Below are 24,665 nucleotides of genomic sequence, written 5' to 3' on the forward strand. Positions count from 1 at the left end.
TTGAAAAACATCTACCTTTGCCCGGCTTGGACGACATCCAGATTCAATATCTTTGCAATTAAGTTAAACAATAACAATACAGTAGTGTTGTTTGTGTATAAACCAAAATATGTTTAGATGATAAATGTAAAGGACACTTCGAAAATTGCGCTAGTTACTAAGAGCAAGAGTTACAGCTATGGAGAGCTGCTTCAGATGATTGAGAGCTTTGCGCTGCTGTTTAGAGGGAAGGGATACCAAAAGATTGCAATTTATTCGGAGAATCGTGCTGAGTGGATTGCTGCCTTTTATGCTGGCTTACGCAACGAATGCGTTGTGGTACCTATCGATTTTATGGCTTCGCCCGATGATGCAAGCTACATTATAAACGACTGCCAACCCGAGATGCTGTTTACCAGTCCTTCGCTTAAAAGCCAGGTCGAGGAGATTATGAAAAGGGTTGAGAAGAGTCCACAGCTTCATATCTTTGGCGAAGACTCACTGGACGAGGTACATACTGCAATAGAGTGGGAGAAGCCCCATGATATTGAGAAAACAGCTGTAATTATATACACCTCGGGAACCACGGGAAGCCCCAAGGGTGTTATGCTTTCGTATAAGAATATTATCGCTAACCTCGATGGTGTTTCCAAGAAGGTTGAAATTTACAGGCACGACAGACAGGTTCTAATGCTTCTGCCACTTCACCATGTTTTTCCTTTGGCAGGATCGATGATGGCTCCCTTGTATGTTGGAGGAACCATTGTGATGTCGCCCTCTATGCAGTCGGCCGATTTGTTGGAAACCCTAAAGAACAATCAGGTGGCCATAATGATTGGTGTACCTCGTTTGTATGAGATTATCTATAAGGGAATTAAGTCGAAAATTGATGCTACGCTAATTGGCCGAATTTTTTACCGAATAGTAAAGCTGTCGGGAAGTCGTAAGCTGGCTCACAAAATTTTCAAAAAGGTACACGTTAACTTTGGTGGACACCTGCAATTCCTTGTAAGCGGTGGAGCCGCTTTGCCCAAGCATGTGGGTACCATGTTCCAAACGCTTGGGTTTGATGTGCTGGAAGGTTTTGGTATGACCGAGGCTGCACCTATGATTACTTTTACCCGTCCGGGTAAGGTGCGTATTGGCTCTCCGGGGCAAGCGCTTCCAGGTGTTGAGGTTGAGATTCGCGATGGTGAGATTGTTGCCAGAGGCCACAACGTGATGCAGGGCTACTACAACCGACCTGAGGAGACTGCCGATGTGCTTAAGGATGGATGGCTTTATACCGGTGACCTTGGGCGTCTCGACAGGGATGGATACCTATTCATAACAGGGCGTAAAAAGGATATCATCATACTTTCCAGTGGCAAAAATATTAACCCTGTTGAACTCGAGATATCGTTCGAGAAGAGTTTCGATGTGGTGAAAGAAGCCGGAGTTTTTCTGCACAACAATCATCTGCACATAGCTATTCTTCCTAATCTGGAGTTGCTTGCTGAGATGGGAGTACAGGATGTGAATGCATACTTTAAGAGTGAGGTTATCCCAGTTTTCAACGGAAAGCTATCGCCATACAAGCGAATTTTAAAGTTTGCCATTGTAGGCAATGAGTTACCCCGGACCCGTTTGGGCAAAATTCAACGCTTTAAGCTAGCCGATCATGCCATGAAATCGCAGGATAAGAAGGCAACAGCAGAGTCTTACGAAGCTACAGAATACTACAATGCTGTTAAGGGCTATATTGAATCGCAGATTGATTACGATATTCAGCCAAGCCATCACGTGGAGCTGGATCTTGGGCTCGATTCGTTGAATAAAATGGGGCTGATTGATTACATAGAGCGGAGCTTTGGTGTAAAGATGGATGAGAAGAAGCTAATTAGCTTCCCAACGCTAAGCCATATGGCTGACTATATTAAGGAGAAGAAACAATGGTTTAAGGATGGAACCCATAGCTGGGCCGAAACGCTAAAGGAGAAGGTAGATGTGAAGTTGCCCAAGTCATGGCCAACCCACAACATCTTTAAGAGCTTGGCCAAGTACATGTTCAAGGTTTACTTCCGCTTCCACGGCGAAGGGGTCGAGAATATCCCCGAAGGCCCGTGCATCATCACCCCCAACCACCAAAGTTTTATCGATGGGCTATTCGTAGCAGCATTCCTAAAACGTAAGGTGTTTAGGGAGACCTATTTCTACGCTAAAAAGAAACATGTTAAGAATGCATTCCTTCGTTTCTTGGCTCGAACCAATAATGTTATTGTGGTTGATATGGAAGGCAACATCAAGGAGTCTATTCATCAGATGGCTGCTGCGCTTAAGGAGGGACGTAAGGTGATTATCTTCCCCGAGGGAACGCGATCGAAAACGGGTGAACTGGGTGAGTTTAAAAAAACCTTTGCTATCCTTAGCACGGAGCTTAACGTTCCGGTTGTACCTGTAGCCATTGAGGGCGCCGATAAGGCACTGCCTGTGGGAGCAAAAATCCCTCGCCCATGGAAACGTGTAAACGTAACTTTCCTTGAGCCAATTCAACCCCAAGGCCATACTGCCGAAACACTAGTTGATGGCGTGTATGGGAAGATAGAAAAGGCACTTACAGGCCAAGCTAGCTAGATTTATAACAATATCTTGAATGGGAGAGGGGTGCCTCTCCCATTTTTTTTTGCATTCCCAACATGTTTAGGTTCCAATAAGGACGAATCCTGCCCAGTCAATTGGTAGATATCCCTTGCCAATGCAATCTAACTTTGCAAGGCGGAGAGCATCTGCATAAGAATTACCATTGAGCAAATGCTCGTAAAAGGCAATCATTAAATCTTTGGTTCTCTCATCATGCACCTTCCAGAGTGATGCGATTACATTGGGAACGCCTGCAAAAATAAAGCCTCTGGGCAGCGCCATGATACCCTCGCCTTCGGCTATGGTTCCTGTACCAGTATTGCATGCGCTAAGCACGGCAAGGTTCGCGTTTAGCTTTAGGTTTTGAAGCTTCGCAAGGCTTAGGAAGCCCTCCTCATAAAAGGTTTTATTGATATTGTGGTGCTGATTTGGGTAAAGGAATAGGCCTGAACGTTCTGGATTGTTCTTGTTTGTTAGGCCATGCGTTGCTAAATGCAAAATATCGAAATTGCCGAGCTGGTGCTCCACGTTTTTTTCAGTGGCTTGCTCACCAACAATAGATACCGAAACCGTATTGTGCTGTTTGTACAGCTCGTTTATCCTGTCTACCTCCTCTTTTGATGCGTATAGCGGAGGGAGTGGGATGGATCCCCGGTAATCGGATGCGAGCTGGGTGGTTTCCCATATATTATCCATTGTAAAGGGTGCCACGGTAAGTAGCGAAGGCGTTGTCAACTCCTGTGCATTGAGCTTGGAACGGTACCAAAGCGACGAGGAGTAGCTATAGGTAACTGTGTGGGTTTCTATAATCATCTTGCTTGATGATGGTGGTTTAAGCCATTCGAATGGTATTTGAACTAGCTCGTTGCTTGGTATTACAACTAAGCTATTTAGCTCATCAATCTCGGCCATGATGGAGTGGCAAAAAAGTACTTCTCCAAGACCAGATGTGCTCCCACCCGTCTTTACCTCATAAATCTCCCTGCTAATCATTTTGTTAAGTTCTTCAACCCTCTTTTGCCCAACCCTTAGGCTATTGTTAGTGATGAAAATCCAACTCAGGGTTGAGTCGCTATGGCAAAACTCTATCAGGCCCTGTTGGGGATTGAGTAAACTTTGCAGTTCTGCAACTGTTGGAATACTTATTGACTGTAGGTTTGTATCTAGCTTACGGCTAACCCTATGCTTGGTTATTAGCGATTCAATAAGGCTGAAGTTCAACGCTTTATTTAGCGAGTCCCTTTCGTTGCTGCTAAGGTTCTTGTTGGTTAGCTGAGTTTTAACCCTATTTACCTCGCTAACTGTATGCAAAAGTTCTGAAAACTGATGCGAGTTGCTCTCTAGCTGTCCCTGCAAAATGTTTTTACCCAAGTTGTTGTTTAGCTGAATGGCTTTGGACGAAAAAAATAGTTGAGCCACCAGCTCCTGGTCGGTACTGGGGTTGTAATTATTTAGAAGATAGGAGAGCGATTGGTTTACAAAGCGATTATATTCTGCAATTATGCTCGAAATCTCAAGACCAAACACTTCGTTCTGAACAATCCTTTTGTACAGCTCATTCTTTTTGAATACAATGTCAGAGATTAGCCCTTTATACAATGCTTTATTCTCCACCTTATCGAGCTTTAAATAGATTGTGTTGAGGATTTTGAAAAACTCAAGCTGTACGTTGGGGTCTAGCGAGTCGCTTAGCGATGGTAAGGCATGGTTACCAACCTGGTTGTGCTTGTCAAATTGTGCATTGATAATATCCACAGCCTGCGAGAACTGGTTTTGCCTGAGGTGTATTAGGGCTTGATTCCTACTAATACGTTCCTGAAAGAAATCGGCTGCCTTATGGTTTTCAAGGATATCAATCACTCTTTGTGCCGAGTCGGGTGCAATATTTATGGCCGCTTCTACCAGAGTGATATAGGCCAAACCCCTGTTGTAGTCAGACATGGGTTGGCTACTCGCCACATCTTTGGCAATATGGTAGTGATGCCAAAAGGCAACCGTGTCGTTCAAATCGGAATAGGCTTGCGCCAGCAGCGAGTGCGACGATGATTTCAGGTTCCACATGGGGTACTGGAGCGTATCAAGGCATTGGGTGGTTCTCAGGTTGTACTCAATCGATTTTTCAATATCCTTAATGTTCCAGTAGTATCTATTCCCCAGCATATAGTTGAAAAAGCTGGTGTATACAAGGGTTGGGATATTTCTTGGCGCTTTATTAAGTAACGAGAGGTCATTCTGTAAAACCTCAATAACTGTTTGTTCAAGGTCAATGCCATCGGTATTGCTTATTAGGCTCATATCGGCCACGGCAAGGCTCATGAGGTCGTTGTTGTGTAAAGCGGTATTTCTTGCTTGGTAAAGCATTTCAATAGCCTCATCGGTTTTACCCCTGCGGTTTAAGAACAGGCCATAGTCAACCAGCGTGTTGGTCATGGGTTCACCATCAACCCCAAGCGAATCGAGAATTGCAAGTTGTGACGCTAGCATTTCCTCTTCGCCTCTTGAGGTATGATTGGAGCGTGTAAACAATCCGCGCAGCAGTCGTAATGATACGGCGTACTCAATATCAATGGTGTCGGAATGAGCGGCAAAGGCTTGCATTGCATTGTACAAGTCAGAGTACCCCTCGCTGAATTGGTTGCCAAATTTGTAAAAATTCGACACCTCATTCTTTAGGAAGAGGAATTGCCGCAGGTCTCCTTGGTTTTGAGCCTGTATAGCTAGGCTGTCGATTTGTACTAGCGCTTCGCTAATATCTCTGTTGATGTTATACTTTTTCACAATCTCGATGTATGAGTTGTAGTATGAGTATGAGCGAAGTTCTCTGTCGACAGAGTAAAAAGGGCCGTATTGTGCGTAGGAAATAAAATTTATGGAAATGAATAGTAGCAGAAGGCTGAGCGTGGTAAGTAATGATCTCATAAGGAATATGTTTAAAAAGTTGCTTAGTTCTTGTTTGATAGTTGCTCAATATAGTGTTTATTTTTAAACCCATATAGGTTTAGCTGTTTACTCATAGGCATTATCACTTGTGTTCTCGATATCTTTTGCTGTTATCCTAAATTCTTGCTCTAGCTATCGGCCTATAAGTATAAAGCTAGCCCAGTCCGTGGGCAGAAAACCGTTGCTTATGCACTCCAGCTTGGCAAGTTGCAGCGCCTCGGCATAGGACATTCCGCTAAGTAGGTGCTGGTAAAACGCTACCATAAGCTGCTTAGTTTTCTCATCGTGCACCTTCCAAAGCGAGGCAATTACATTGGGAACGCCAGCGTACATAAATCCACGGGGTAAGGCCATTACGCCTTCGCCTTGCACCTTCTGACCAACGCTGGTTTGGCACGCGCTCAGCACAACAAGGTTTGCCTGGGTATTCAAATTGTATATTTCGTTTAGGTGAAGCGCATCGATGCTCTTTTCGCTTGAAAAGTAAATTCCTGAATTTCGAAAATTATGAATATCGGCAAAGCCGTGCGAGGCAATGTGAATGATATCGAAGTCGGCTATTTGCATAGCAAATTCCGATTTGCTAACCTTGTCAAAATTAACCAGCATTTGCCCCTCAGCCTTTGTGCCGAATAATTTACCCAGCATTAGCACTTCTTGTTTAGCCATGGGGAGCAGAGCCATTTGCTTAACATTATCCCTGTCGTTGGCATTGCTTTGGGTTGTTATGCTGATATTATCCGCAATGGCAGGGTTGCCGTTCAACGTTGAAAAATCTGGGGCAAAGGCAGCAAAACTTAGCCTATTCGCATCAGTAGCTTTGGAATGGCTCCTCGCCCATAGGCTAAGGGAATAATGGTAGCTGGTGGCCAACTTGCTACAAATGGTGTTGCCTGTATTATCAATAGGTAAACTCTCCAAGGGAATATCGGAGAAAAGTGGATCGGGAATTACAACAATCCTCTTCTTTGCTGAAAGAGGTTGCTCTATGTCTGCAAAGAGCAGTTTGTAAAGCGTCGTACCGTAAAGCCTATAGCCATCCAAGTCGCCTGTTTTTAGGCTTCTAAAATAAGCTGCAAATGCATCCACTTGTTGAGCGCTTAGCTGGGTTGTTGTATGCTCAATTGTATTGCTATCGATATAGAAGCGAATTAGCCTTCGGCTTTGCTTATCAATCCCAGTTACTATGTCCTCGCTGTCGTCGTTGTAGCTGTCGATATGATAAAATATTATTGCCATATCATTGGATATTTGGCCTTGAAGCGAGTCGAGATTTAGCTCAGGTATAATTGGGTTAAGCCTCTGCGGTGTTGTATTTATCTTAGGCTTAGCGTTCAGTACTGTGTTGGCTAGTTGTAGCTTTAGCGATAGGCTCTGATTGTGTAAATTATTGTATTCTGTGCTTACATTGTCTCCTATCTCTTGCAGCTTTAGGTCAATCTCCTCTATCTGGTTTCGTAGAGCAACTTCAGCAGAGTCCTCTACCTCGCTATGGCTATACCGAGAGCTGAGCAGGTACTTTAGGTAGTTTGCGTTGGCCTTCTCGCTATACATAACAGCTTGCCGTACTGTTTTATCATCTTGTTTGTGTTTGTTTTTCTCAAGGTTAAAGTAAATTCCGTAAGAGGCAATGGCCTTGGCTCGTCGTGAATTTTCTATACCCGATTGCTCGCCCAGGGCTTTATCGTTTATAATATCAATTAGTTTAAGCGCGTAGCTACAGTGGTTTATTCCATGGGTTAGGAGGGAGGTATCCTGAGCTTGCTGATATAGCCTTTTGTAAGCTTCAATTTTTGCGGCCAACGATCGGTAGTATCGAATAATGTACGAATCGCGAGGTGTTGGTGGTATATCGTGCAGATCAAAATCCTTGCCCCTGTGCTCGTACCCTAGCCGTTTTTGTGCAATGCCAAGTGCACTGTCGGGCTTGTTCCACTGAAGGTAGAGCCTGGCAAGTTCACCGTAAAGCGTAAACTCATGGGGGAATCGTCCTTTCCACCCGCTTTTCCCTGCACTATACACTTCGTTAAAGCATTGGCTGGCCTTGTCGTAGATTTTCATATTCCGGTAAAGCCTCCCAAGGTATAGGTTTGCAGTAATATATTCGAGTGATGTGGTGCCAAAAACCTCCGAGGTTATCTGCTTGGCATTTAGAAAGTAGGGGAGGGCCTTATCGTATTCATTGAAGTTCCTATACAAATCGCCCAGCGCAAAGTTTAGCCCATAAACCTTTGCTTGCGACATGCTGTTTGCCATGGCGTACTCTTCGGCCAATTTGCCATAGCGGGTTGCTTTGTCGTAATCTCTCTGGAAAGCATAGTACTGCTGCGAAAGCTTCATGAGCGTTGTGTAGTAGGTAAAATCTTGCCGTGCACCCGATTTCTCGAATGCCTTTGCAGCCGCCTCGAACAGCTCAACCTTTAGGTATAGCTGCGTTTTGTCGAGCCGTTCGGCTTGGATAAAGTAGAGAATTGCCTTGGCGTAATCCGACGATTGATTTTGTAAGATGCTTGTGGCTCTGGTAATGTTCGTGTTGGCCTTATCGGAATTCATCATCTTTGAGTGGAGTTGCCAAAGGGTGAAGTAGGTCATGGCCAGCACCTCAGGGTATGTACCGGACTCTTCGAGCAGCTTGGTGGCTTCGATAAAAAAAGACTCACTCATCTGGTAATCGTTTACCAGAGTGTACACCCTTGCCGTTAGTAGGTAGTTCTCAATCAATTCTATGCTTTGCAACGGATCAACCCTACCGCTCACCCTTTCCCTTGCTTGCTGGAGGGTTTCCAATGCTTCTTGAGGCCTGCTGTTCTCGCCCTGAAGCTGCGCTTTAAAACTGCTAATAAAGAGGTAGTGTTCCCATTGCTCCTCGTTGCGGTATTTATCCATAGCTACATCCGATTGTGCAATAGCTGTTGCCAGATGCTCCGAGGCGTAGCTCTTGCGTGCGCTTTGCCAGAACACACAATTGGTTGGTATAGATCGGTAGTGCACAAAACGATCGGGATACTGGGCCAGCGAGATGTTAATAGATGATGTTGCCAGGCAAAAGGCAGCTAGAAGTTTGAAAAGCCAGGCTTTTAAATACAGACGCATTGTTGCAGTTTTTAGTGCTATTTGGATATTGTAGGAGTCTCTTTGTCAGGGCGTATAAGCCTTGTGCCCGGAGTTCATGCTATCCTAAAAAATACTTTTTTTATCAAAATTATGTGACTTTTACGAATCCGTTTGGGGTTTACCTCGTACTACAATATAGGATTGTTGAAAATACCCATTAGTTTAATAGAAATTTGAATGATTGTGATTTTGATGCACAACGTAATAATGGCATAGCATTTGAAACCCAAACATTTCTATGGCAAATCTAAGGTTTGAACTGAAATTATAACCAACACATAAAGTTTTGTTTTCACTTTTGGATAAAATGCCCTATTATTTACACCAACAATCGGTTTCACTTGATATATAAATTCGCCAGCCAGGAAAAAATCTGTAAAAAAAAGGCAAATTTGTATCAAATATCTTTTCAATTATGAGGATACATAGCAACAATAGTATTGAGGCCATATCAATGGAAACAATTGTTGATATTGCCGGCAAGGTGGTATCAAAATATGTTTTTCGTTCGGTTATTCCCCATCGCGAGAAGGAAGATGTTGTGATGTCGATGGTGGAAAAGTTTATTCGAAGCCGATCGAAGATTGAAAGTTCGTTTGAGGGAAAAGCCAAGGCCACTACCTACATTGTTGCAATATTAAATAGAATGTGTTGCGAGGTGATTAGGAAAGAGAGCAGGCACTGGTACTCCATTGATGAGGAGGAGCTGTTTAAAAGTGAATCGAACCAGAGTACCCTTCCCATTGAGGCTGAGAAAAGTTACGCCATATCTAACGAAGTGAACCGTTTGAATACTGCTTTGTTGTTTTTTAATGAGGATTTGGCCAAGCTAAAGGTGTTTCTTAGGTGTTTGTTCGATTTGCCCTACAACCCAGAGGAAATTGCCGAGTATGCAGGTAGTAAGGCGCAGCAGGTGACCGTTTTACTAGATGTTGCCGATCAAGGATCAAAGGGCGATAAGTTTGAAGTTCTGTCAAAGGTTGTTAACTTTGTGGAGGGAAAGAACGTGAAGGGTGATGCCGTTCGGATGTGGCTTAACAAGCAAATTGATGCGATTTTGAATAGACTCAATAGGAATGGGATATCAAATCACAACAAAGAATCGTTAGCTATTCTGATGGAACTTCAGCAAGCCAAAAATTAGGACACCCTCAACTGCTTCAACCAAAAAATGTAAGATTTAAGTATCCGACAATTATGTCAATAGACAATCATTTGAGTGAAGAGCAAATTGCTCAATGTGCAGATGCTATTATTGGTGGTAGTTATGGTGAACTCGATTCGCAGCTTCGAAATCATTTGACCATTTGCGACGATTGTGCCGCTGAGGTGCTCAGCGTTACCGATATTGCAATCGACTTTAAGGCTGATGCTGCTCGTGGTCGGTTGGTGAGGTTTAAGCCATGGATTGTGGCTGCATCGGGGGTGGCCGCAGTGGGAGTAATTTTTCTGCTTGCCACAAGTATACTAAACCAACCTCAGGTGTATACCGAACCCGCTAGCCCAAGGGCTAGCTTGCCATTGGCTGAGCAGGTTGATACACCTATTGACACAGCAGGGCAAACTATTGACAAAGTGGTGATAGCTGCTGCTGAACCCAAGGCTAAGGTCAAGTCGGAAAAGAGCCACAATACGAAAGAAGAACAAAACATACCCAAAGAGCAATCAGCTTCTATTGCTGGCGGTGGAGCATATGTGCCAGATCAAACCCTTGAAATCCTTTTCGAAAACTTTACCCAAGCATATAGGGGAGAGGATGTGGTTATTAATACTAGGGGTGTGGTGAATGTGCCAGGTAGCGACTCACTCGTTTGGAGCAACCCCAGCAAGGAGGAACTTTACGTTGAGTTTTTCGACAATACAGGTAACCGTTTTCTTACCCTAACCGAGCGATCGTCGGGGGTTAAGCTACCCGAGTTAAGCAATGGGTTATACTACTGGAAACTTATAAACCAAGATTTTGATTTGCTGTTTGTTGGTAAAATTGTGGTTGAGTAAAACGGAGTTTAACCAATTAGCTATAGCACAAGGCAGCGTTAGGCGTTGCCTTTTTTTTATCCCCGAATAGTTATTAGTACACCAGCCGCGCTGCGGTATATTCAAAAATCTAACATCTCTTTAAATTTGAATGTCTTTCAAGAAAACTAAATGGTTTAAGTTTACAGCTGGATGTATATGTTGACGTTGCATCATATGTTAGATGAAAGAAAAGGATTCGCTAATGACAACCGGAGCGAAGCGTAGCTCAGCGTTAGCTAAATTTGGGTTTGTGCTTTGCACTTTGGTTATATTCATTCGATGGGGAGTTGCCTTTAGCCAAAATTAATGATGCCATAGGTCGGCATCAATTTGTTTAGAATCGTTGGCTTTGGATTATTCTCCTTCAGGATGTGTTGCGATGGGTAATTCTTTGCAAGTGCACACCCCCTACAAAACGATCCGCGATAACCTGGCAAGGCCATTCGACTCCTTATGGTGGAAAAGGTAGGGCCAGCTGTTGAGGTAAATAACGTTGAAGTTAGTCCATCCGGTGGACCAGGTAGTTTTGTATAGCGTTACAAGCTGCGTCATGTCTTCATTTGCTTGCAGTAACATAATTTCGCCACTCATGGCGCTGTAAAGCAGTAGGTATGCCATCTCATTAAAGGTAAAGATGGTGGACGATGTCCATTCGGTTGTAGTTTCGTATGTCAGCCTCAGGGTTGATTCGAATGGGTTGCTGCTTGCTGTATTATGCTTAACGCATTCCATAACAATGCTTTTTTTTGCAGTGGAGTGTTTTAGCACGTATATATACTCTTGACTTTGTGCAAATTCAATATGATCCCACTGCGGCTCAATGGTATGGCTAGTTGGTGTATCATCAATTAGGGCCGTTTGTGGGTGTATTCTGTTGAGTAAAACTTCACCCGTTGTGCCGATGTACCTAAAGAGGTATGGCTCCAAGTTAAGGTGCACTACGCTCGTTGTCGACCATTGGGTATTGTCAAATGTATTATTTATTGATATCTGATTTTTACTTGCAATATCCAGAATGTTTAGGGTGGTTTTTACCTCTCCGGTTTGCGAGTTGGCCAGCAGGTATAAAGGGCTACCCTGCGATGTTCTGATGGTGCTAAAAAAATTCCAGCTATTTCCTATTGAGAGGCTAGCCAGTGGCTTGTTGCCATACGACATCCTCCAGAATGCTGCCTTGCCTGTGTGCGTGTCGTAGCAGAACATATGGGGCTCGTTGCCAATTACGTAGGCGTAAGCAATGTCGAATCCCTTGTTAAGGGTAAGGTTTACTTTTGGGGTTTCGAAACCCGCTAGCTGAGCAAAGCTTAAGCTGTGAGCAATGGCCACAATGCAAAGGGCAAAAATCAATCTCATCTGATCCCATTTATCATTTAGTTATTAGTTGATAATTTGGGTAGAGATTGAAATATAAATGTACAAGTAAAATGGACTAGCTGGTTAGAATTTTGAACTATTCCTTCCCCGACATGCTGTATGCTTGCTGGCTATTGCTGGCGATATGCTCTTGTATTCTGTCCAGCTCTTCCTGTGCCCTCTCAAATGACGGATACTCTCCAAGGGTAATGCTATTGTCCGAGAAAAAGGCATTGCCAGCAAAGTGGCCAAATACGAAGCATCGTTTCTCTCCAATTGATTTTGAAATGGAGAATTTAATTACTTTAACCAATTCACGCTTATCCTGTGTTCTTATCCACATAGCAATTGTTTTTTGCAAAAATATATAACCTTGGAGTGCTTGTATTATGATAATTGGCATAAGCCAAAAAAAAAGATGGACTACCCCAAAGCAGCCCATCTTTAATGTCTATATCATTAGTTTCTAGCGACGTCCTCCCTTAATGGTTCCTTGCGCTTCATTCTTGGTTTGGCGCTGTGATGGGCGGCTTACAGCGTTTCCCTTTACAGAGTCATCCACGGTAAACTCCATCGCTGCACCACCATAAAAGGATAAGGTTTTGCCATCGTTTCTAATTTCTCCAGGGGTATAAATATCGGGCATATAAATATACTTCCCATTCTGGTATGTAATCTCGATTTTTCGATCGAAATTAGTTTCGGTAGGATGTCCTGGAGGCACATCGGAATTGTAGTTGGTTCCCACAATGCGAACGGTTATTCTGTTTCCGCTTATACCCTCAACCGTAGCAGTTCCTTCGGCGCGGGACACCATTGTGGTGGCGTTGTACTTAAAATTTTTATTGTTGATAAAGAAATCTGGGGTTCTGCTAACAGGCTGGGGGATAAATGCCTTTTTGGTGTCGGTGTCAATAAGGTACCACTCCATCCAGGCGCCGTTGTGATCGTCCCAAATATGCACGTTGGATCTATTGCTGCTGCTACGGCCTGCTAGGCAGATGGCTTTTCCGCTATTCTTATCGAAAATCTTGAATCGGCCATTGCCTAAATGGTGAAATAAGAATCGCTGGTGATCTTTACCGTTCCGGTCCCATGTTTTAACGCTGGTTCCATTACCCTTGCCTGCTCCTTGGATATCGATTCTGGACCTGGATGTGTTTCCTATTTGAATCTCGTAATATCCTTCGGGCGATGACCTGTGAAGAGTAAAAGTGCGGTCGTGTCCCTGATCAAGGTCGAATACCTGAATGTTGGAGCCTTTTTGTATCTCATCTGGATAGCCAGGAACATCCCAGTAGCCGCCATTATTCTTGCCGAAGTTCATGGCCGACTGAATGTAATACTTTTTGCCCGTTGGCATTTCGGTTGGGGTTTGGGCTTTAAGACATTGTGCGCCAAATAGCAGTAAAAGGCAGATGGTTAAAGAAGTACGTTTCATATGCATATGATTTAAGTTAGTTTATAGAACTTTTTAAATTATTAGTTGATGTTTTTTGAAGAATTGAAAGAGATAATTAGCTTTATTTTCGTTCAACCTGCAAATAAGGTGCACCCAACCTTTAGTGGGCTGAGGCACCGATAAACTCTTCGATTATTTGTAAGAATGATTATCTCATTTGACTGAGAAGTTAAAGGCTATTGAAGCACCCTTTACAGTTCTACCAACCGAATTGTATTGCCCTCCTGTTTCAGTGCCAAGAATTTTTGCTTCTTCTTGCTCCAAGCTGGTGCTCCAAAATTTCCGTCAACCGCTTTCCCGTCAATAATCAGTTCCCACTTCTCGTGCATTACGTTATTCTCCGGAATATACCCCATGAAATTTCTAGGGGTTTGGTTTGCTATTAGTGCAGACCTGTTTCCATCGCATGAGAGGCTAAAGCTTGCAATGTTTGTAAACGGCTCGGTGTATAATGGCTGGTTGTTTTTAAGAATTGTAATCCTTGTTACAGCCCTGTTGCCATTAAGGGGTTCCCTCCTAATTACGTAAATATCACTTTCTGTTGTTCTGTATATCTCATGCCAGATTGATGTTTGAGAATCGTAATCGAAATCCAAAACCTTATCGCCCATAATGAAACGGGTCTTTTTATCGTTTGCAGACCTTCTACCTGTGGTTATATCAACAATAGGCTTGGAGCTAACCTCGCAAAACTCTACTCTTCTTGGGCTATGCTCGGTGTAACCTACAGCATCAAATACTTTTCCGTTAAGCAGTACGTGTGCTCTTTCTTTTGTGTCTTTATATTCGGCTAGTATATCACCATTTTTGCTAACGGCAAAATTCACATAGTTTTCGCCTCGTTGAGCCTTAGTAACCCTTTGTATAATTTCGCCACCCTGCTTAAGCAGCACAGCATCGCCGTTGGAAGTAAAGGTTGAGTAGTATGGAGTTGATGAGCCTTTGGCAGTAATTATGCGTACATCGTCAAAAAATCCCTCGATATTTTTTAGCTCATCCGTTTTGTAATTGTACTCCATTATTATGTAGGTCTGTTTGGACAAATTATTATTGTCGCTAACCCGGGGGGCGATAATCATATAATCGCCAACAAACCAACGCCTACCATGAACTGGTCCGGGAAGGTCTAGGTTGCGTGAACCAACTACTAGCTTTTCAGCATTCAGGAAATAGTGAATATTTGTATTGGGAATAAAGCCTGCGGGGCCTACAGCTAACGAACCCGAAACTTTCTCATGATTAATAAATAATGATGCATGTTCGCCCTGCTTTTCGATTCCTACGTAAAGCAACCTGCTTCCGTCGGACGAGTAGCTTAAATCCCTTAGAGCATGCCACCCCCTAATCCGGAAGATATCGTTCTCCTTAAGGCGAACATCAGTTTCAGACCATCGGAGTATTCTTGTGTTTTTACCCGATTTAACATCGAAAACGGGAGATGCGTGAGGGCCACGAAAAGGATATGTATCTTCTACATTTGCAATAACGGGGAAATATTTATCTCCTTTTTGGAAAGCAAAGCTAACAAACTTGCCACAGGCCGAAATCCACTTATCGATATCGCTCTCCAGGTGGTGCATTTCCACAATCCTGTCGTATGGGCCAAATCGCTTGCCGTTAAAAATTACGAAGTAATCGTATAGGTCGTGCTCTGGTGGATTCTGATCAATATTCATAACCCCACCACCCGATAGCACATTGGATTGGTATGGCAAATTTCGTCTTCTATATACCTCTTTGCTACTATTTGCTTTGCGTACCACCGAGAAGGTGTATTTCACGTTGCCATTTTCAAAAAGTCCAATCTTTCCCAAAACCATTTGTTCGCCTGCACCTAATCTTACCTCATTGCTTGAGATTGACCCCTCTACTTCGCTCGGGGTATGGGTTGTGCCCGGGATAAATGGCCTTTTCGTTTGAACATCTATAAGGTACCACTCCATCCAAGCACCATTGTGGTTATCCCATATGTGTACATTGGTTCCGTTGGCGTTATTTCGGCTCGCAAGGCATAGGGCTTTTCCGCTATTGCGGTCGAAAACTTTAAATCGCCCATTACCTAAATGCTGAAACATGAATCGCTGGTTGGTTTGCCTGTTGCTATCCCATGTTTTTACGCTGGTTCCGTTGGCTGTTGCTCGTCCCTGAATATCGACCCTAGAGCTACTCGTATTGCCAATCTGTATTTCGTAATAACCCTTCTCTGGTGAACTATGAAGTGTGAACATCCTGTCATGGCCATCATCAAGCGCCCAAACCTGAATGTTTGAGCCTCGTTGAATTGCGCCTGGCTTACCTGGAATGTCCCAGTATCCGCCGTTATCTCTACCAAAATTCATTGCCGACTGAATGTGGAACTTTTTGCCCGTTGGCATTTCGGTTGGGGTTTGGGCAATAGTATGCATAACCAAACTAAGCATAACGCAAGCGGTGATAATAAGGCTTCTCATATTTTAGTGGAATTAAGTTTACTGACTTTTACTCTAAAAGTAATATAATAGTTGCTAGTTAAGTGGTGATTTGAATTGAATGATACGATTATTCGTAAAACGGTAAAACTTTTAATCAGCCATTAATTTTTTTGTAATAATAGCCTTTAGTTAGTACTAGCATATTTTTTAAAAATGTAGTATTCAGTTCAGTTATGGTGTTTTACAACCATTACACTAAATCGATAGTTATTAGGATGATGAGCTGAGTGCTCGGGTTGACTCTATTAGATTGTTAATCGATAGGTGGTAGATTAATGAGATTTATGTGTGTCATTAAGGAAGTAGAGAGTACATGGCTGTAGCATAATCTTTGTTAGCAATTCGTTTCTCATTTGTGGAAATACAAACTATTTAGGGGCATCCAGCAACCATTTGTAGCGTAACATTTTTTACAGCCAGATGGAAAGGAGGAGTTGCTTTGCTGTGAGGCTTGGGTTTAAATAATAATCTTGCGAAAAATCGTTTCAAGGGGAATACCCAACCTTTTATAATTCAGTCAGGCTTATGACTGAAATTATTATTTACACTAGAAATGTATGTTTACAACATTTTTAGAATTATAAAAATTCCTATATTTGTAACCATTGTGTAAGGTTTAATAATATGGTTATATGAAAGAGTATTTGTCATTGTCGGAGGCTGCTGAACTAATAGGTAAAAGCAAAGAAACGTTGCGTAGGTGGGATAAGGAGGGGATACTGAATGCCGTTCGTGAGCCTGTTTCCAATTACCGGGTGTATAAGGCATCGGACATTAAGGCCTTAATGGGAAGTTTGTTTCCTGAGAATGCCGACGATAATGTGTCTAACTTCGTTGAGGCTCAAGCAGAGTATTCTGTCGTTGAACTTTTTGCTGGTGCTGGAGGATTAGCATTAGGTCTTGAGAAGGCTGGCTTAAAGTGTGTTGTGCTAAATGAGATTGATAAGTGGGCTTGCCAAACATTAAAAGAGAACAGGCCCAACTGGAATGTTCTAGAGGGTGATGTTAAAAATTTTGACTTCTCTTTCTATAAAAATAAGGCAGATCTTGTTACTGGAGGTTTTCCTTGCCAGGCATTTAGCTATGCAGGGAAAAAACTTGGGTTGAAGGATGCTCGTGGTACCTTGTTTTACGAATTTGCCAGGGTTGTACAAGAGGTTAACCCACCAGTTTGCCTTGGCGAGAATGTGCGGGGTCTCCTTAGCCACGATAAGGGTAAAACTTTGCAAGGGATGATCTCAATTCTTGATGAGATTGGGTATAATGTTGTTCCTGTAAAGGTGCTTAGGGCAATTGATTATAGAGTGCCCCAAAAAAGAGAAAGATTAATTCTGATTGGAATACGAAAAGATATTGACATTAAGTTTGAGTACCCAAGCCCCCACAATAAAACTTACACATTGAAAGATGCCCTGAAAAAGGGCGACCTGTTCGATAGCGATGTGCCTCGCTCAGATGGCGCAAAGTATCCCAAGTACAAAAAGGAGGTGCTTGATTTGGTTCCTCCAAAGGGATATTGGCGCGACCTGCCTCTTGATATCCAAAAAGAGTATATGGGTGGAAGCTTCTACCTGGGGGGAGGCAAAACGGGGATGGCTCGAAGAATTGGTTGGGATGAGCCATCGTTGACATTGACATGTAACCCTGCTCAGAAGCAAACCGAGAGATGTCACCCCGATGAGACTCGCCCATTTACGGTTCGAGAATATGCTCGAATTCAAACTTTTCCCGATAGCTGGATGTTTGCTGGGCCAATGGCGCAGCAATACAAGCAGATTTGGAATGCGGTTCCTGTAAACCTGGGAGAAGAAATAGGGTATTCTCTCATAAAGTTTCTCAACGAGTATTACGCTACGAAAAGTCAAAAAGTGGTGAATTTCTAATCTCATCGGCTAGCTTGGTGCAACCCCTGTTAATGAGATCCTCAGTATCTACACTGTTTATACTTGTATGTAACGAGGCGACTAGCATACTGTAAAAGTCTTCATATCCTGTTAATCTATGCCAAAACTCTTTGCCAATTATTACTGGGTGGACCTTGTCTATTAATTTGTAGTGCATGCTGAACTCATGCTGCTTTCCGTAAAGAACACCAACTACAAAATCGGAATTGCTTATACCTTGTAAGGCTTTGTTTGTTCGTGCAAGGTTAATTGTTTTTGAGAATTTTTGAATCAAGGGTTTAACATCTTCAGAATTTATGGTGTTTGGTCCCGATTTGAGTTGACACCATTTTTTGCGGCCATCAATCTTATCAACAAATTCAATGTCCATCCCCTTTATTAGGGAACCGCTTGCTAAATCTAGCTCAACAAACATATTTTGTATCCTAGTTCCAAATGAGGTGTTTATTGAGGTGCCAAGCACACGAGGATAGTAAAGGGCTTTTGCAACGCCCTCAGGGCTATAGTTTCCCTCAAGGATTTTGGAAAGATACTTAACAACAATTGGGTTGATGTTGTATGATCGTAGGGTAGCGTTTTTGGTAAGAGAAATTGCGATGTGATTTTTGAAGATGTTGTTTTCAAAATAATCTACAATTCGTTTTAGCTACTCCTTTTCATTCATATGCAAACGATTTTGAATCAAAGGTAATAATTTTTCAATACTAGAATGGGCTTGGAGTAAACTAGTTGGGCTAGGAGAAAATTCCTAGCCCAAGTAGTATATCTGCGAATAAAGGAATTTCTACTCAGCCCATCTTCCACACCCCTCGTAAGTATTTCCCTTTAGCGTTAGGCTCACCTTGTATGGGTAGGTGTAATCTGACATGCCATCGTAGCATGTCCCCTCGCTAAATGTAAGTTCTGCTGTATCGTTAGAGTTGAGCCCTTCGGCAACAATTGTATAACCTCCATCAATATCGTAAATACTGATGAATTTGTACCAAATACCCTCGCTGGAGAGTTCAGAAAACACGAACTTGTCGGGGTGTAACCTTATACTCCAGAATGGCTCAACCCCAAACATAATAAGATTTTGATACTTTACTAGCTCGCTAAGCTGGTAAGCTCTTGGACTAGTGGTTGCATGGTGATTTTCCTGTTGAGCCTCCCAAGTTTCGAGCGCATTACGGAGCAATCGGTAGTCGGCCTTGTGAAATTCCTGGCTGATATTGGTTTCGCCCCCCATTGCGGGTATGCTAGCATCCAGATTTACCCTAGTCGAACCCTCGACAGTAAATTTTTTGCCGTTCTCCATGGTTACAAGCACTAGGCCATCAGGCGAGAGCTCGCTGCTACAGCCTGTGCGGTAAATAAATGTAACCTCCGAGGTGCCATTGTTGTCAGCATCAGTTACTCTAGTTTCGTTCTCCATGAATCTTGCCCTGTTCTCAAAATCGCAGTCGAGTTGTGAGTCGGTATGGGTACTAATAAGGTTGAAGCCATTACCAGAATTGGCATAATGGTAGGCATAAAGACTGATATTGGATGAAGGTGGTCCCCATGATGCCACTTCCTCAAACTTCTCCGAGAGAATCACAACATTTTCTCCATTCCTGTCGTTCCAGCGCTCAAAATTCACAATCGTTCCATCGTGGGGGAGGTGCGAAACCTCATGGCCGTAGGCCTCTGAATTGTCTGATTGGGTTTGAGAGTTATAAATTGCATCTATTTCGTTTAGGATTTTCAGCACCTCGTCCACGTTGCCCTCGTGGTTGCGTCGCATCCAGAACGAGAGCCAGGGCGAGTACATCATGTCGTTGTAGCGATCGAGTCCAAGATGGCTTGCAATAATCTGGTTAACCTCATCAACCGAAAAACCGTAGGCAGAGTTCTCGAACTTACGGAACGACTGGCTATTGCCCTCCCATGAGAAACTGCCGGTGGTGGTGTCAACCTGATTGAATGCATCTTGTAAAAGTTTTTCGAAGTTTGGGGTTTGCGAAATGCTCATGTAGCTACCAACTGCTTGGTGAACGTAAGCCTCGATTCCCAACTCCTTGTAAACGCTTGGCGAAACCAGCGTGGTGAGGGTTGGTTTAAAAAGCTCGAAAATCCGCCTTAGGTTCTTGGGGCTTCTATCTATTCTGTAGATGGCATAGGCCATAAGTTGCTCGCTAGCTGAGTATTCGCGTGTCCCTTGATTGTACCCTGTGTGTCGCTCCTTGGCGCTTACAAACGAGGGCAGGGCATTGTAGATATTCCAGAAGTAGTTACTCCGCATATTGATACCATATGGATTTGGCGTTTCCAGCACTTTTTGCAACAGATAATTGCCCAGAATGGTAGCACTTTGGGTGGGGAGCAGCTCAATATCGGTGGTTTGTAGCTGGGCTTTTAGCTCTTTTATCTTGCCAAAGGGCAGGTCGAAATAGTTAGTTTTAATAAACTTTCTTATGCTCTCGTTAGCATTGGTAAATGCCATAGTTAGCAAGGCTGCTATTACTATGGCATAGGGTGTGATTGCTTTTTTCATACTGGTATTTTTAAGGTTTTAATGATACAAAAAATGTTGGTGTTGTGCAAACCCTTTAGCACAACACCAACATCAGGTATTTAGTAATAATTTGCTATTTGGCGTTTATCATCTTGCTTTGAATATCTTGTAGCAAACTTTTTGCTTCCTGAGCAGGCTCTTTCGCAATAAGATTATTAAGACCAGCATTAAGGGTCATTTTAATAATTCCGCTTTGCTTTTTGTAGGTTGCTTTTGAGAGTTCGCTATACACGTGCTTACGTACCTTTAGATCATTATTACTGGCTACGCTACTAATCATTTGTACAACTAGTGTTGCCTGATCGTTAGCGATAAGCTTACTAACCTCAGTGGCAATGGTGTTGTTGTCATCGGCTTTTATGTCGGCATACGACACTTTTTTTAGATATGGATCAAGCGAGTAGTTGTCTGTCGCTTCAATCCATCCCTTTAGCTCCGATGGGGGACGAGCCACAGTAAAATCAACGTAGGCGTCGCCAGAGAAGGAAAGTGTTTTTCCATCGGCACTAATTTCGCCTGCGTCAAAAACATCGGGTATGTAGATGTATTTCCCTTTTTCATAGGTTATCTCCATTACATGGTTAAATGGTTTTTCAGTAGGCTCCCCGGGAGGTACATCGGAGTTGTAGTTAGTTCCTTCAACCCTAACAAATATTTTACTGCCTTCAATCTTCTCAACGCTGGCTTTACCCTCGGAGCGGCCAACCATTGTGCCCGAGGTGTGTTTAAAGTGCTTGTTCTTAATAAAGAAATCGGGGGTTGCGCTGGCTGTTTGGGGGATGAATGCTTGTTTTGTTTTTGTGTCTATTAAATACCACTCCATCCAAGCGCCATCATGATCGTCCCAAATGTGCACATTGGTACCATTGGCATTTTTTCTACCAGCTAGGCATATGGGTTTGCCGCTGTTAAAATCGTAAATTTTAAACTTACCATTGCCTAAGTGCTTGAAAAGGAACTTTTGATGACTTTTACCACTCTTTTCCCAAGTCTTTACACTTGTTCCATTCTCCTTTTTAGCTCCTTGGATATCAATTCTGGCGTTTGAGGTATTGCCAACCTGAAGTTCGTAGTAGTTCTTAACATTGGTGGCCAGTATGGTAAACTCACGATCGTGCCCGCTATCCAGATCCCACACCTGAATGTTCGACCCCTTTTCAATAGCCTTTGGGTAGCCGGGTACATCCCAGTAGCCACCATTGTTTTTGCCATAGTTCATGGCCGATTGGATGTAAAACTTTTTGCCCACTGGCATAGGCACAGTAGTTTGGGCTTTGGCAGTAAGTGCGTTGCACACCAAAAGCACGAGTAAAGCTAAGATTGATTTTCTCATATAGTTTGTTGTTAGATTAAGTTGACATATTGTTGCAATTGTGATGGTTTTTTGAAACTAAATTGTGATTATTTTTCAAGTAAGTGTATTGGTGTGGTTTACAGGCTAGTAAAACGTGGTTGAATTTAACGATTTGGCAATCAGATCCTAAAGCACTCATGGGCATTTCGCTAAGGTTGGTATTGATGGTTATCTCTGGGAATCGATTTTGGGATAGCCCGGAATGTACTAATATCCACCATTGTTCTTGCCCTAGTTCATCGCCGATTGGATGTGAAAACTTTTACACGTTTCCATATCAGCCACATTTTGAGCATAGCAATGCAAAGCACCACTTGCCAGCAGCACAGCAATAACCAGTTTAATTATTCTCATAAAATAGAATAAAAGGGTGAGTAAAAGAAGTGAATCTTGTTTATGTAACGATAATCTTCTTTTCTCAACAATTTTGTTGTGCCCTACTTTTTTTGTGATTAATGAATACTGATTAAAAAAGAACCACAGCTCGGTAGTCTGTGGCTCATAATTGTAATAGTTGAAAGGCTTATACCCTGAAAAATTATAACTCTACCAATCGGATTGAATTGCTCTCCTACTTTAATAATAAAAACTTGTTTTGGGTTTTGGACCATTTTGGTGCGCCAAAATTCCCTTCAACAATTTTACCATTTACCATTGTCCTCATTGCTTATCTTTATAGTTATCTTTTCAGCACTGTTATTCAAATTGTGTTGTCTTTCTGGTGGAGACCCAAATACTTTTTAGGTTTTTTCGGCTCACATAGGTGCACCAAAGTTTTTGCCAACATTGTGTCCTTCCACCACAAAGGTTTAACAGCTATTTTATTACCCCCTCTTCACCACAGTGTGGCACGTAATTAATGGTGCTCCCAGGCAAGGTGACTATTTCGAATGGAATATGGTACTCATAAATTGAATGTGTAGATGGAATAGATGTTAACCGCTCAAAACTTGGAAACGGAGTGTTTCTGCTACGTTGAGGATCGAACCAGTACCAAACGTTATTCATCTCAATAATCACCGCCCAGTGTTCCGAGGATAAGGGGGCATTGGTGTGCATACGTTGAACCGCCATCTTATTAGCTGGTATGCCTGCCACACGAAGAAATGCTGCAAAGGTTAGGGCATACGATGTGCAGTTACCTACAGGTATAAAGCCATACTTGTTGTAAATATCGACAAACTGCTCTACGGTTGTCCAAAACGTTACTGGGCCGTTAATCCGTTCTCTATTAAGACTCTCATCGAATGCTTTTTTTACATCATCGGGAGCATTTCCCATCACTGATCTATTCTTTTTACCAAAAAATTCCCAGGTTTGCTTGGCTATGTCGTATATCTCCTTATCGGTTTTGGCCTCAGTACCCGAAACGCCAATTAGCTCCCTTAGATTGCTTTTCTGTGGGGTTTCTCTGGTGAGGTTGCGGAAGAAAAAATCGTCACGATCACTAACAACTGTACCCTTAACATTTGTAAGATATTTTGAGTTTGAGGTAAACTCAAGATTTCCTAGGTGTTGGCTATATATTAGCGTTGAACCCTGTTTTGGGACTGTAAGTTTAAGCTCAATATTACCAGGGGCTATGGTTTTATGGTAGGCGTAATGATCCGACACCAAACCATCTGCAACGGCAACCACCAGACCATGCCAGTCGTTTTCGTCAATTTGGGCATTGGGAAAACTATAGTATCCACTAGCATTAGGTTTTGTGGTTATGGGGGTGTTTCTATATTTATCCAGAAAGAATCTCACCTCAACATCCTGCACGTTATAACCACTTGGTACAACTACTTTACCCTCAGGTAAAGGAATCATATTATTATGTTGTTGCTGCTGTTGCTGCTGTTGTGGTTTAGGTATAAATGGCTTTTTGGTTTGCACATCAATAAGATACCATTCCATCCAGGGGCCATTGTGGTCGCCCCAAATATGCACGTTGGATCTATTGCTGTTGCTACGGCCGGCTAGGCAGATGGCTTTTCCGCTATTCTTATCGAAAATTTTAAAGCGGCCATTGCCCAAGTGGTGAAATAGGAACCGCTGGTGATCTTTACCGTTCCGGTCCCATGTTTTAACGCTAGTTCCATTACCCTTGCCTGCTCCTTGGATATCGATTCTGGACCTGGATGTGTTTCCTATTTGAATCTCGTAATATCCTTCGGGCGATGACCTGTGAAGAGTAAAAGTGCGGTCGTGCCCCTCATCAAGATCGAAAACCTGAATATTGGAGCCTTTTTGTATTTCATTGGGATAGCCAGGAACATCCCAGTAGCCACCGTTGTTCTTACCATAGTTCATGGCCGATTGGATGTAGAATTTTTTGCCCGTGGGCATTTCGGTTGGGGTTTGTGAGTGTAGCTGCAAAGCAAAAAGCATTGCCATCCCTAGTACGATGAGTTTTGTGCGCTTCATATGAACTAAATATTTTATGTATACTTTATTGGTTGCAATTAAGATGAGTTTTGAATTTTTTTAGTAAACGGATTTATCTTTATTAGATAGTTTTTTTTTGTGTCAATGTAGGTGGAGCAATGAGATAGGGTAGATATAGGAGTGGGACAAGGGCTCCTGCCTTACTGCCGAAGGCAGATCGTAGAGCTGCCGGCAAGTCTGTTAATTTATAATGTAAAACTTTAACAGTTGCTAAGTAATTTTATTAAAACTGTTAGATGCAGGAATTGGGTTTTCATCTGGAAAACATCTACAGGTATTAACAGCAGGTTATGGACTTATGGCTTGTTGAAGTTACCCAAAGGGGTGGATGGGGTGAATAGCGAGTTAACAAGATTGATAAAGCCGTGATTGCTGTACAGGCTACTAAAACCAAATAGAAACGAACCTGAATATGATGGTAAGTATTTTGGGGTGTATAGAATCAGGATTGATTAGACGCTGCTTAAACTTTTGTTTTATA

General features: G+C 42.7%; 15 protein-coding genes. 4 read left to right on the forward strand and 11 right to left on the reverse strand.

Annotated features, from left to right (window positions below; all coding sequences use genetic code 11):
- Positions 1-117: 117 nt before the first annotated feature.
- Positions 118-2,592 (forward strand): AMP-binding protein, encoded by a 2,475-nt coding sequence (locus G8O23_RS00335; protein ID WP_219932343.1) that lies wholly within the window; start codon positions 118-120, stop codon positions 2,590-2,592.
- Positions 2,593-2,658: 66 nt separating this feature from the next.
- On the opposite strand, the gene G8O23_RS00340 is transcribed toward G8O23_RS00335, so the two are convergent.
- Together G8O23_RS00340 and G8O23_RS00345 are read right to left on the reverse strand one after the other, a co-directional pair.
- On the reverse strand, positions 2,659-5,517 hold the full coding sequence (locus G8O23_RS00340) for a CHAT domain-containing protein (RefSeq protein WP_166360547.1): 2,859 nt from the start codon (positions 5,515-5,517) through the stop codon (positions 2,659-2,661).
- 153 nt (positions 5,518-5,670) lie between these two features.
- Complete coding sequence (locus G8O23_RS00345; protein WP_166360549.1) at positions 5,671-8,631, reverse strand: CHAT domain-containing protein; 2,961 nt, start codon at positions 8,629-8,631, stop codon at positions 5,671-5,673.
- Positions 8,632-9,067: 436 nt separating this feature from the next.
- On the opposite strand from G8O23_RS00345, the gene G8O23_RS00350 reads away from it, so the two are divergent.
- Positions 9,068-9,796, forward strand: a complete 729-nt coding sequence (locus G8O23_RS00350) for a sigma-70 family RNA polymerase sigma factor (protein WP_166360551.1) — start codon at positions 9,068-9,070, stop codon at positions 9,794-9,796.
- Between the two features lie 53 nt (positions 9,797-9,849).
- Entirely contained in the window at positions 9,850-10,650 is an 801-nt protein-coding gene (locus tag G8O23_RS00355) for a hypothetical protein (protein WP_166360553.1), read from the forward strand.
- Positions 10,651-11,079: 429 nt separating this feature from the next.
- Here G8O23_RS00355 and G8O23_RS00360 read toward each other — a convergent pair whose 3' ends face one another.
- The 4 genes from G8O23_RS00360 to G8O23_RS00375 all read right to left on the reverse strand — a co-directional run bounded on the left by G8O23_RS00360 (position 11,080) and on the right by G8O23_RS00375 (position 15,936).
- The gene (locus tag G8O23_RS00360; RefSeq protein ID WP_166360555.1) at positions 11,080-12,024 is read right to left on the reverse strand and encodes a hypothetical protein; all 945 of its coding nucleotides are present in this window, start codon (positions 12,022-12,024) and stop codon (positions 11,080-11,082) included.
- Positions 12,025-12,121: 97 nt separating this feature from the next.
- On the reverse strand, positions 12,122-12,367 hold the full coding sequence (locus G8O23_RS00365; RefSeq protein WP_166360557.1) for a hypothetical protein: 246 nt from the start codon (positions 12,365-12,367) through the stop codon (positions 12,122-12,124).
- 123 nt (positions 12,368-12,490) lie between these two features.
- Entirely contained in the window at positions 12,491-13,465 is a 975-nt protein-coding gene (locus G8O23_RS00370; protein ID WP_166360559.1) for an RICIN domain-containing protein, read from the reverse strand.
- Between the two features lie 212 nt (positions 13,466-13,677).
- Positions 13,678-15,936: an RICIN domain-containing protein gene (locus G8O23_RS00375; RefSeq protein ID WP_166360561.1), complete on the reverse strand. Its 2,259-nt coding sequence runs from the start codon at positions 15,934-15,936 to the stop codon at positions 13,678-13,680.
- A 653-nt stretch (positions 15,937-16,589) separates the two neighbouring features.
- Here G8O23_RS00375 and dcm point away from each other — a divergent pair.
- Positions 16,590-17,840, forward strand: coding sequence for a DNA (cytosine-5-)-methyltransferase (gene dcm, locus G8O23_RS00380; RefSeq protein WP_166360563.1), 1,251 nt, complete (start codon positions 16,590-16,592; stop codon positions 17,838-17,840).
- On the opposite strand, the gene G8O23_RS00385 is transcribed toward dcm, so the two are convergent.
- The 5 genes from G8O23_RS00385 to G8O23_RS00400 all read right to left on the reverse strand — a co-directional run bounded on the left by G8O23_RS00385 (position 17,809) and on the right by G8O23_RS00400 (position 24,163).
- Positions 17,809-18,498 carry a PmeII family type II restriction endonuclease gene (locus G8O23_RS00385; protein ID WP_166360955.1) on the reverse strand — a complete coding sequence of 230 codons (690 nt, stop codon included), beginning with the start codon at positions 18,496-18,498 and terminating at the stop codon, positions 17,809-17,811. The genes dcm and G8O23_RS00385 overlap by 32 nt on opposite strands.
- Positions 18,499-18,645: 147 nt before the next feature.
- Entirely contained in the window at positions 18,646-20,376 is a 1,731-nt protein-coding gene (locus tag G8O23_RS00390; RefSeq protein WP_166360565.1) for a COG3650 family protein, read from the reverse strand.
- A gap of 94 nt (positions 20,377-20,470) precedes the next feature.
- Positions 20,471-21,730, reverse strand: coding sequence for an RICIN domain-containing protein (locus G8O23_RS00395; RefSeq protein ID WP_166360567.1), 1,260 nt, complete (start codon positions 21,728-21,730; stop codon positions 20,471-20,473).
- Positions 21,731-21,982: 252 nt separating this feature from the next.
- Positions 21,983-22,105 (reverse strand): hypothetical protein, encoded by a 123-nt coding sequence (locus G8O23_RS17500; RefSeq protein ID WP_262888047.1) that lies wholly within the window; start codon positions 22,103-22,105, stop codon positions 21,983-21,985.
- A 462-nt stretch (positions 22,106-22,567) separates the two neighbouring features.
- Positions 22,568-24,163: an RICIN domain-containing protein gene (locus G8O23_RS00400; RefSeq protein WP_166360569.1), complete on the reverse strand. Its 1,596-nt coding sequence runs from the start codon at positions 24,161-24,163 to the stop codon at positions 22,568-22,570.
- Positions 24,164-24,665 lie beyond the last annotated feature (502 nt).

Origin of the sequence: Perlabentimonas gracilis (assembly GCF_011174675.1) — a bacterium.
GTDB classification, from domain to species: Bacteria; Bacteroidota; Bacteroidia; order Bacteroidales; family Tenuifilaceae; genus Perlabentimonas; species Perlabentimonas gracilis.

What these genes read in the sequence shown, in the direction of transcription:
- G8O23_RS00335 (WP_219932343.1), top strand. Translation starts at nt 118, where the DNA reads ATGATAAATGTAAAGGACACTTCGAAAATTGCGCTAGTTACTAAGAGC.
- G8O23_RS00340 (WP_166360547.1), bottom strand. Translation starts at nt 5,517, where the DNA reads ATGAGATCATTACTTACCACGCTCAGCCTTCTGCTACTATTCATTTCC.
- G8O23_RS00345 (WP_166360549.1), bottom strand. Translation starts at nt 8,631, where the DNA reads ATGCGTCTGTATTTAAAAGCCTGGCTTTTCAAACTTCTAGCTGCCTTT.
- G8O23_RS00350 (WP_166360551.1), top strand. Translation starts at nt 9,068, where the DNA reads ATGAGGATACATAGCAACAATAGTATTGAGGCCATATCAATGGAAACA.
- G8O23_RS00355 (WP_166360553.1), top strand. Translation starts at nt 9,850, where the DNA reads ATGTCAATAGACAATCATTTGAGTGAAGAGCAAATTGCTCAATGTGCA.
- G8O23_RS00360 (WP_166360555.1), bottom strand. Translation starts at nt 12,024, where the DNA reads ATGAGATTGATTTTTGCCCTTTGCATTGTGGCCATTGCTCACAGCTTA.
- G8O23_RS00365 (WP_166360557.1), bottom strand. Translation starts at nt 12,367, where the DNA reads ATGTGGATAAGAACACAGGATAAGCGTGAATTGGTTAAAGTAATTAAA.
- G8O23_RS00370 (WP_166360559.1), bottom strand. Translation starts at nt 13,465, where the DNA reads ATGAAACGTACTTCTTTAACCATCTGCCTTTTACTGCTATTTGGCGCA.
- G8O23_RS00375 (WP_166360561.1), bottom strand. Translation starts at nt 15,936, where the DNA reads ATGAGAAGCCTTATTATCACCGCTTGCGTTATGCTTAGTTTGGTTATG.
- dcm (WP_166360563.1), top strand. Translation starts at nt 16,590, where the DNA reads ATGAAAGAGTATTTGTCATTGTCGGAGGCTGCTGAACTAATAGGTAAA.
- G8O23_RS00390 (WP_166360565.1), bottom strand. Translation starts at nt 20,376, where the DNA reads ATGAAAAAAGCAATCACACCCTATGCCATAGTAATAGCAGCCTTGCTA.
- G8O23_RS00395 (WP_166360567.1), bottom strand. Translation starts at nt 21,730, where the DNA reads ATGAGAAAATCAATCTTAGCTTTACTCGTGCTTTTGGTGTGCAACGCA.
- G8O23_RS17500 (WP_262888047.1), bottom strand. Translation starts at nt 22,105, where the DNA reads ATGAGAATAATTAAACTGGTTATTGCTGTGCTGCTGGCAAGTGGTGCT.
- G8O23_RS00400 (WP_166360569.1), bottom strand. Translation starts at nt 24,163, where the DNA reads ATGAAGCGCACAAAACTCATCGTACTAGGGATGGCAATGCTTTTTGCT.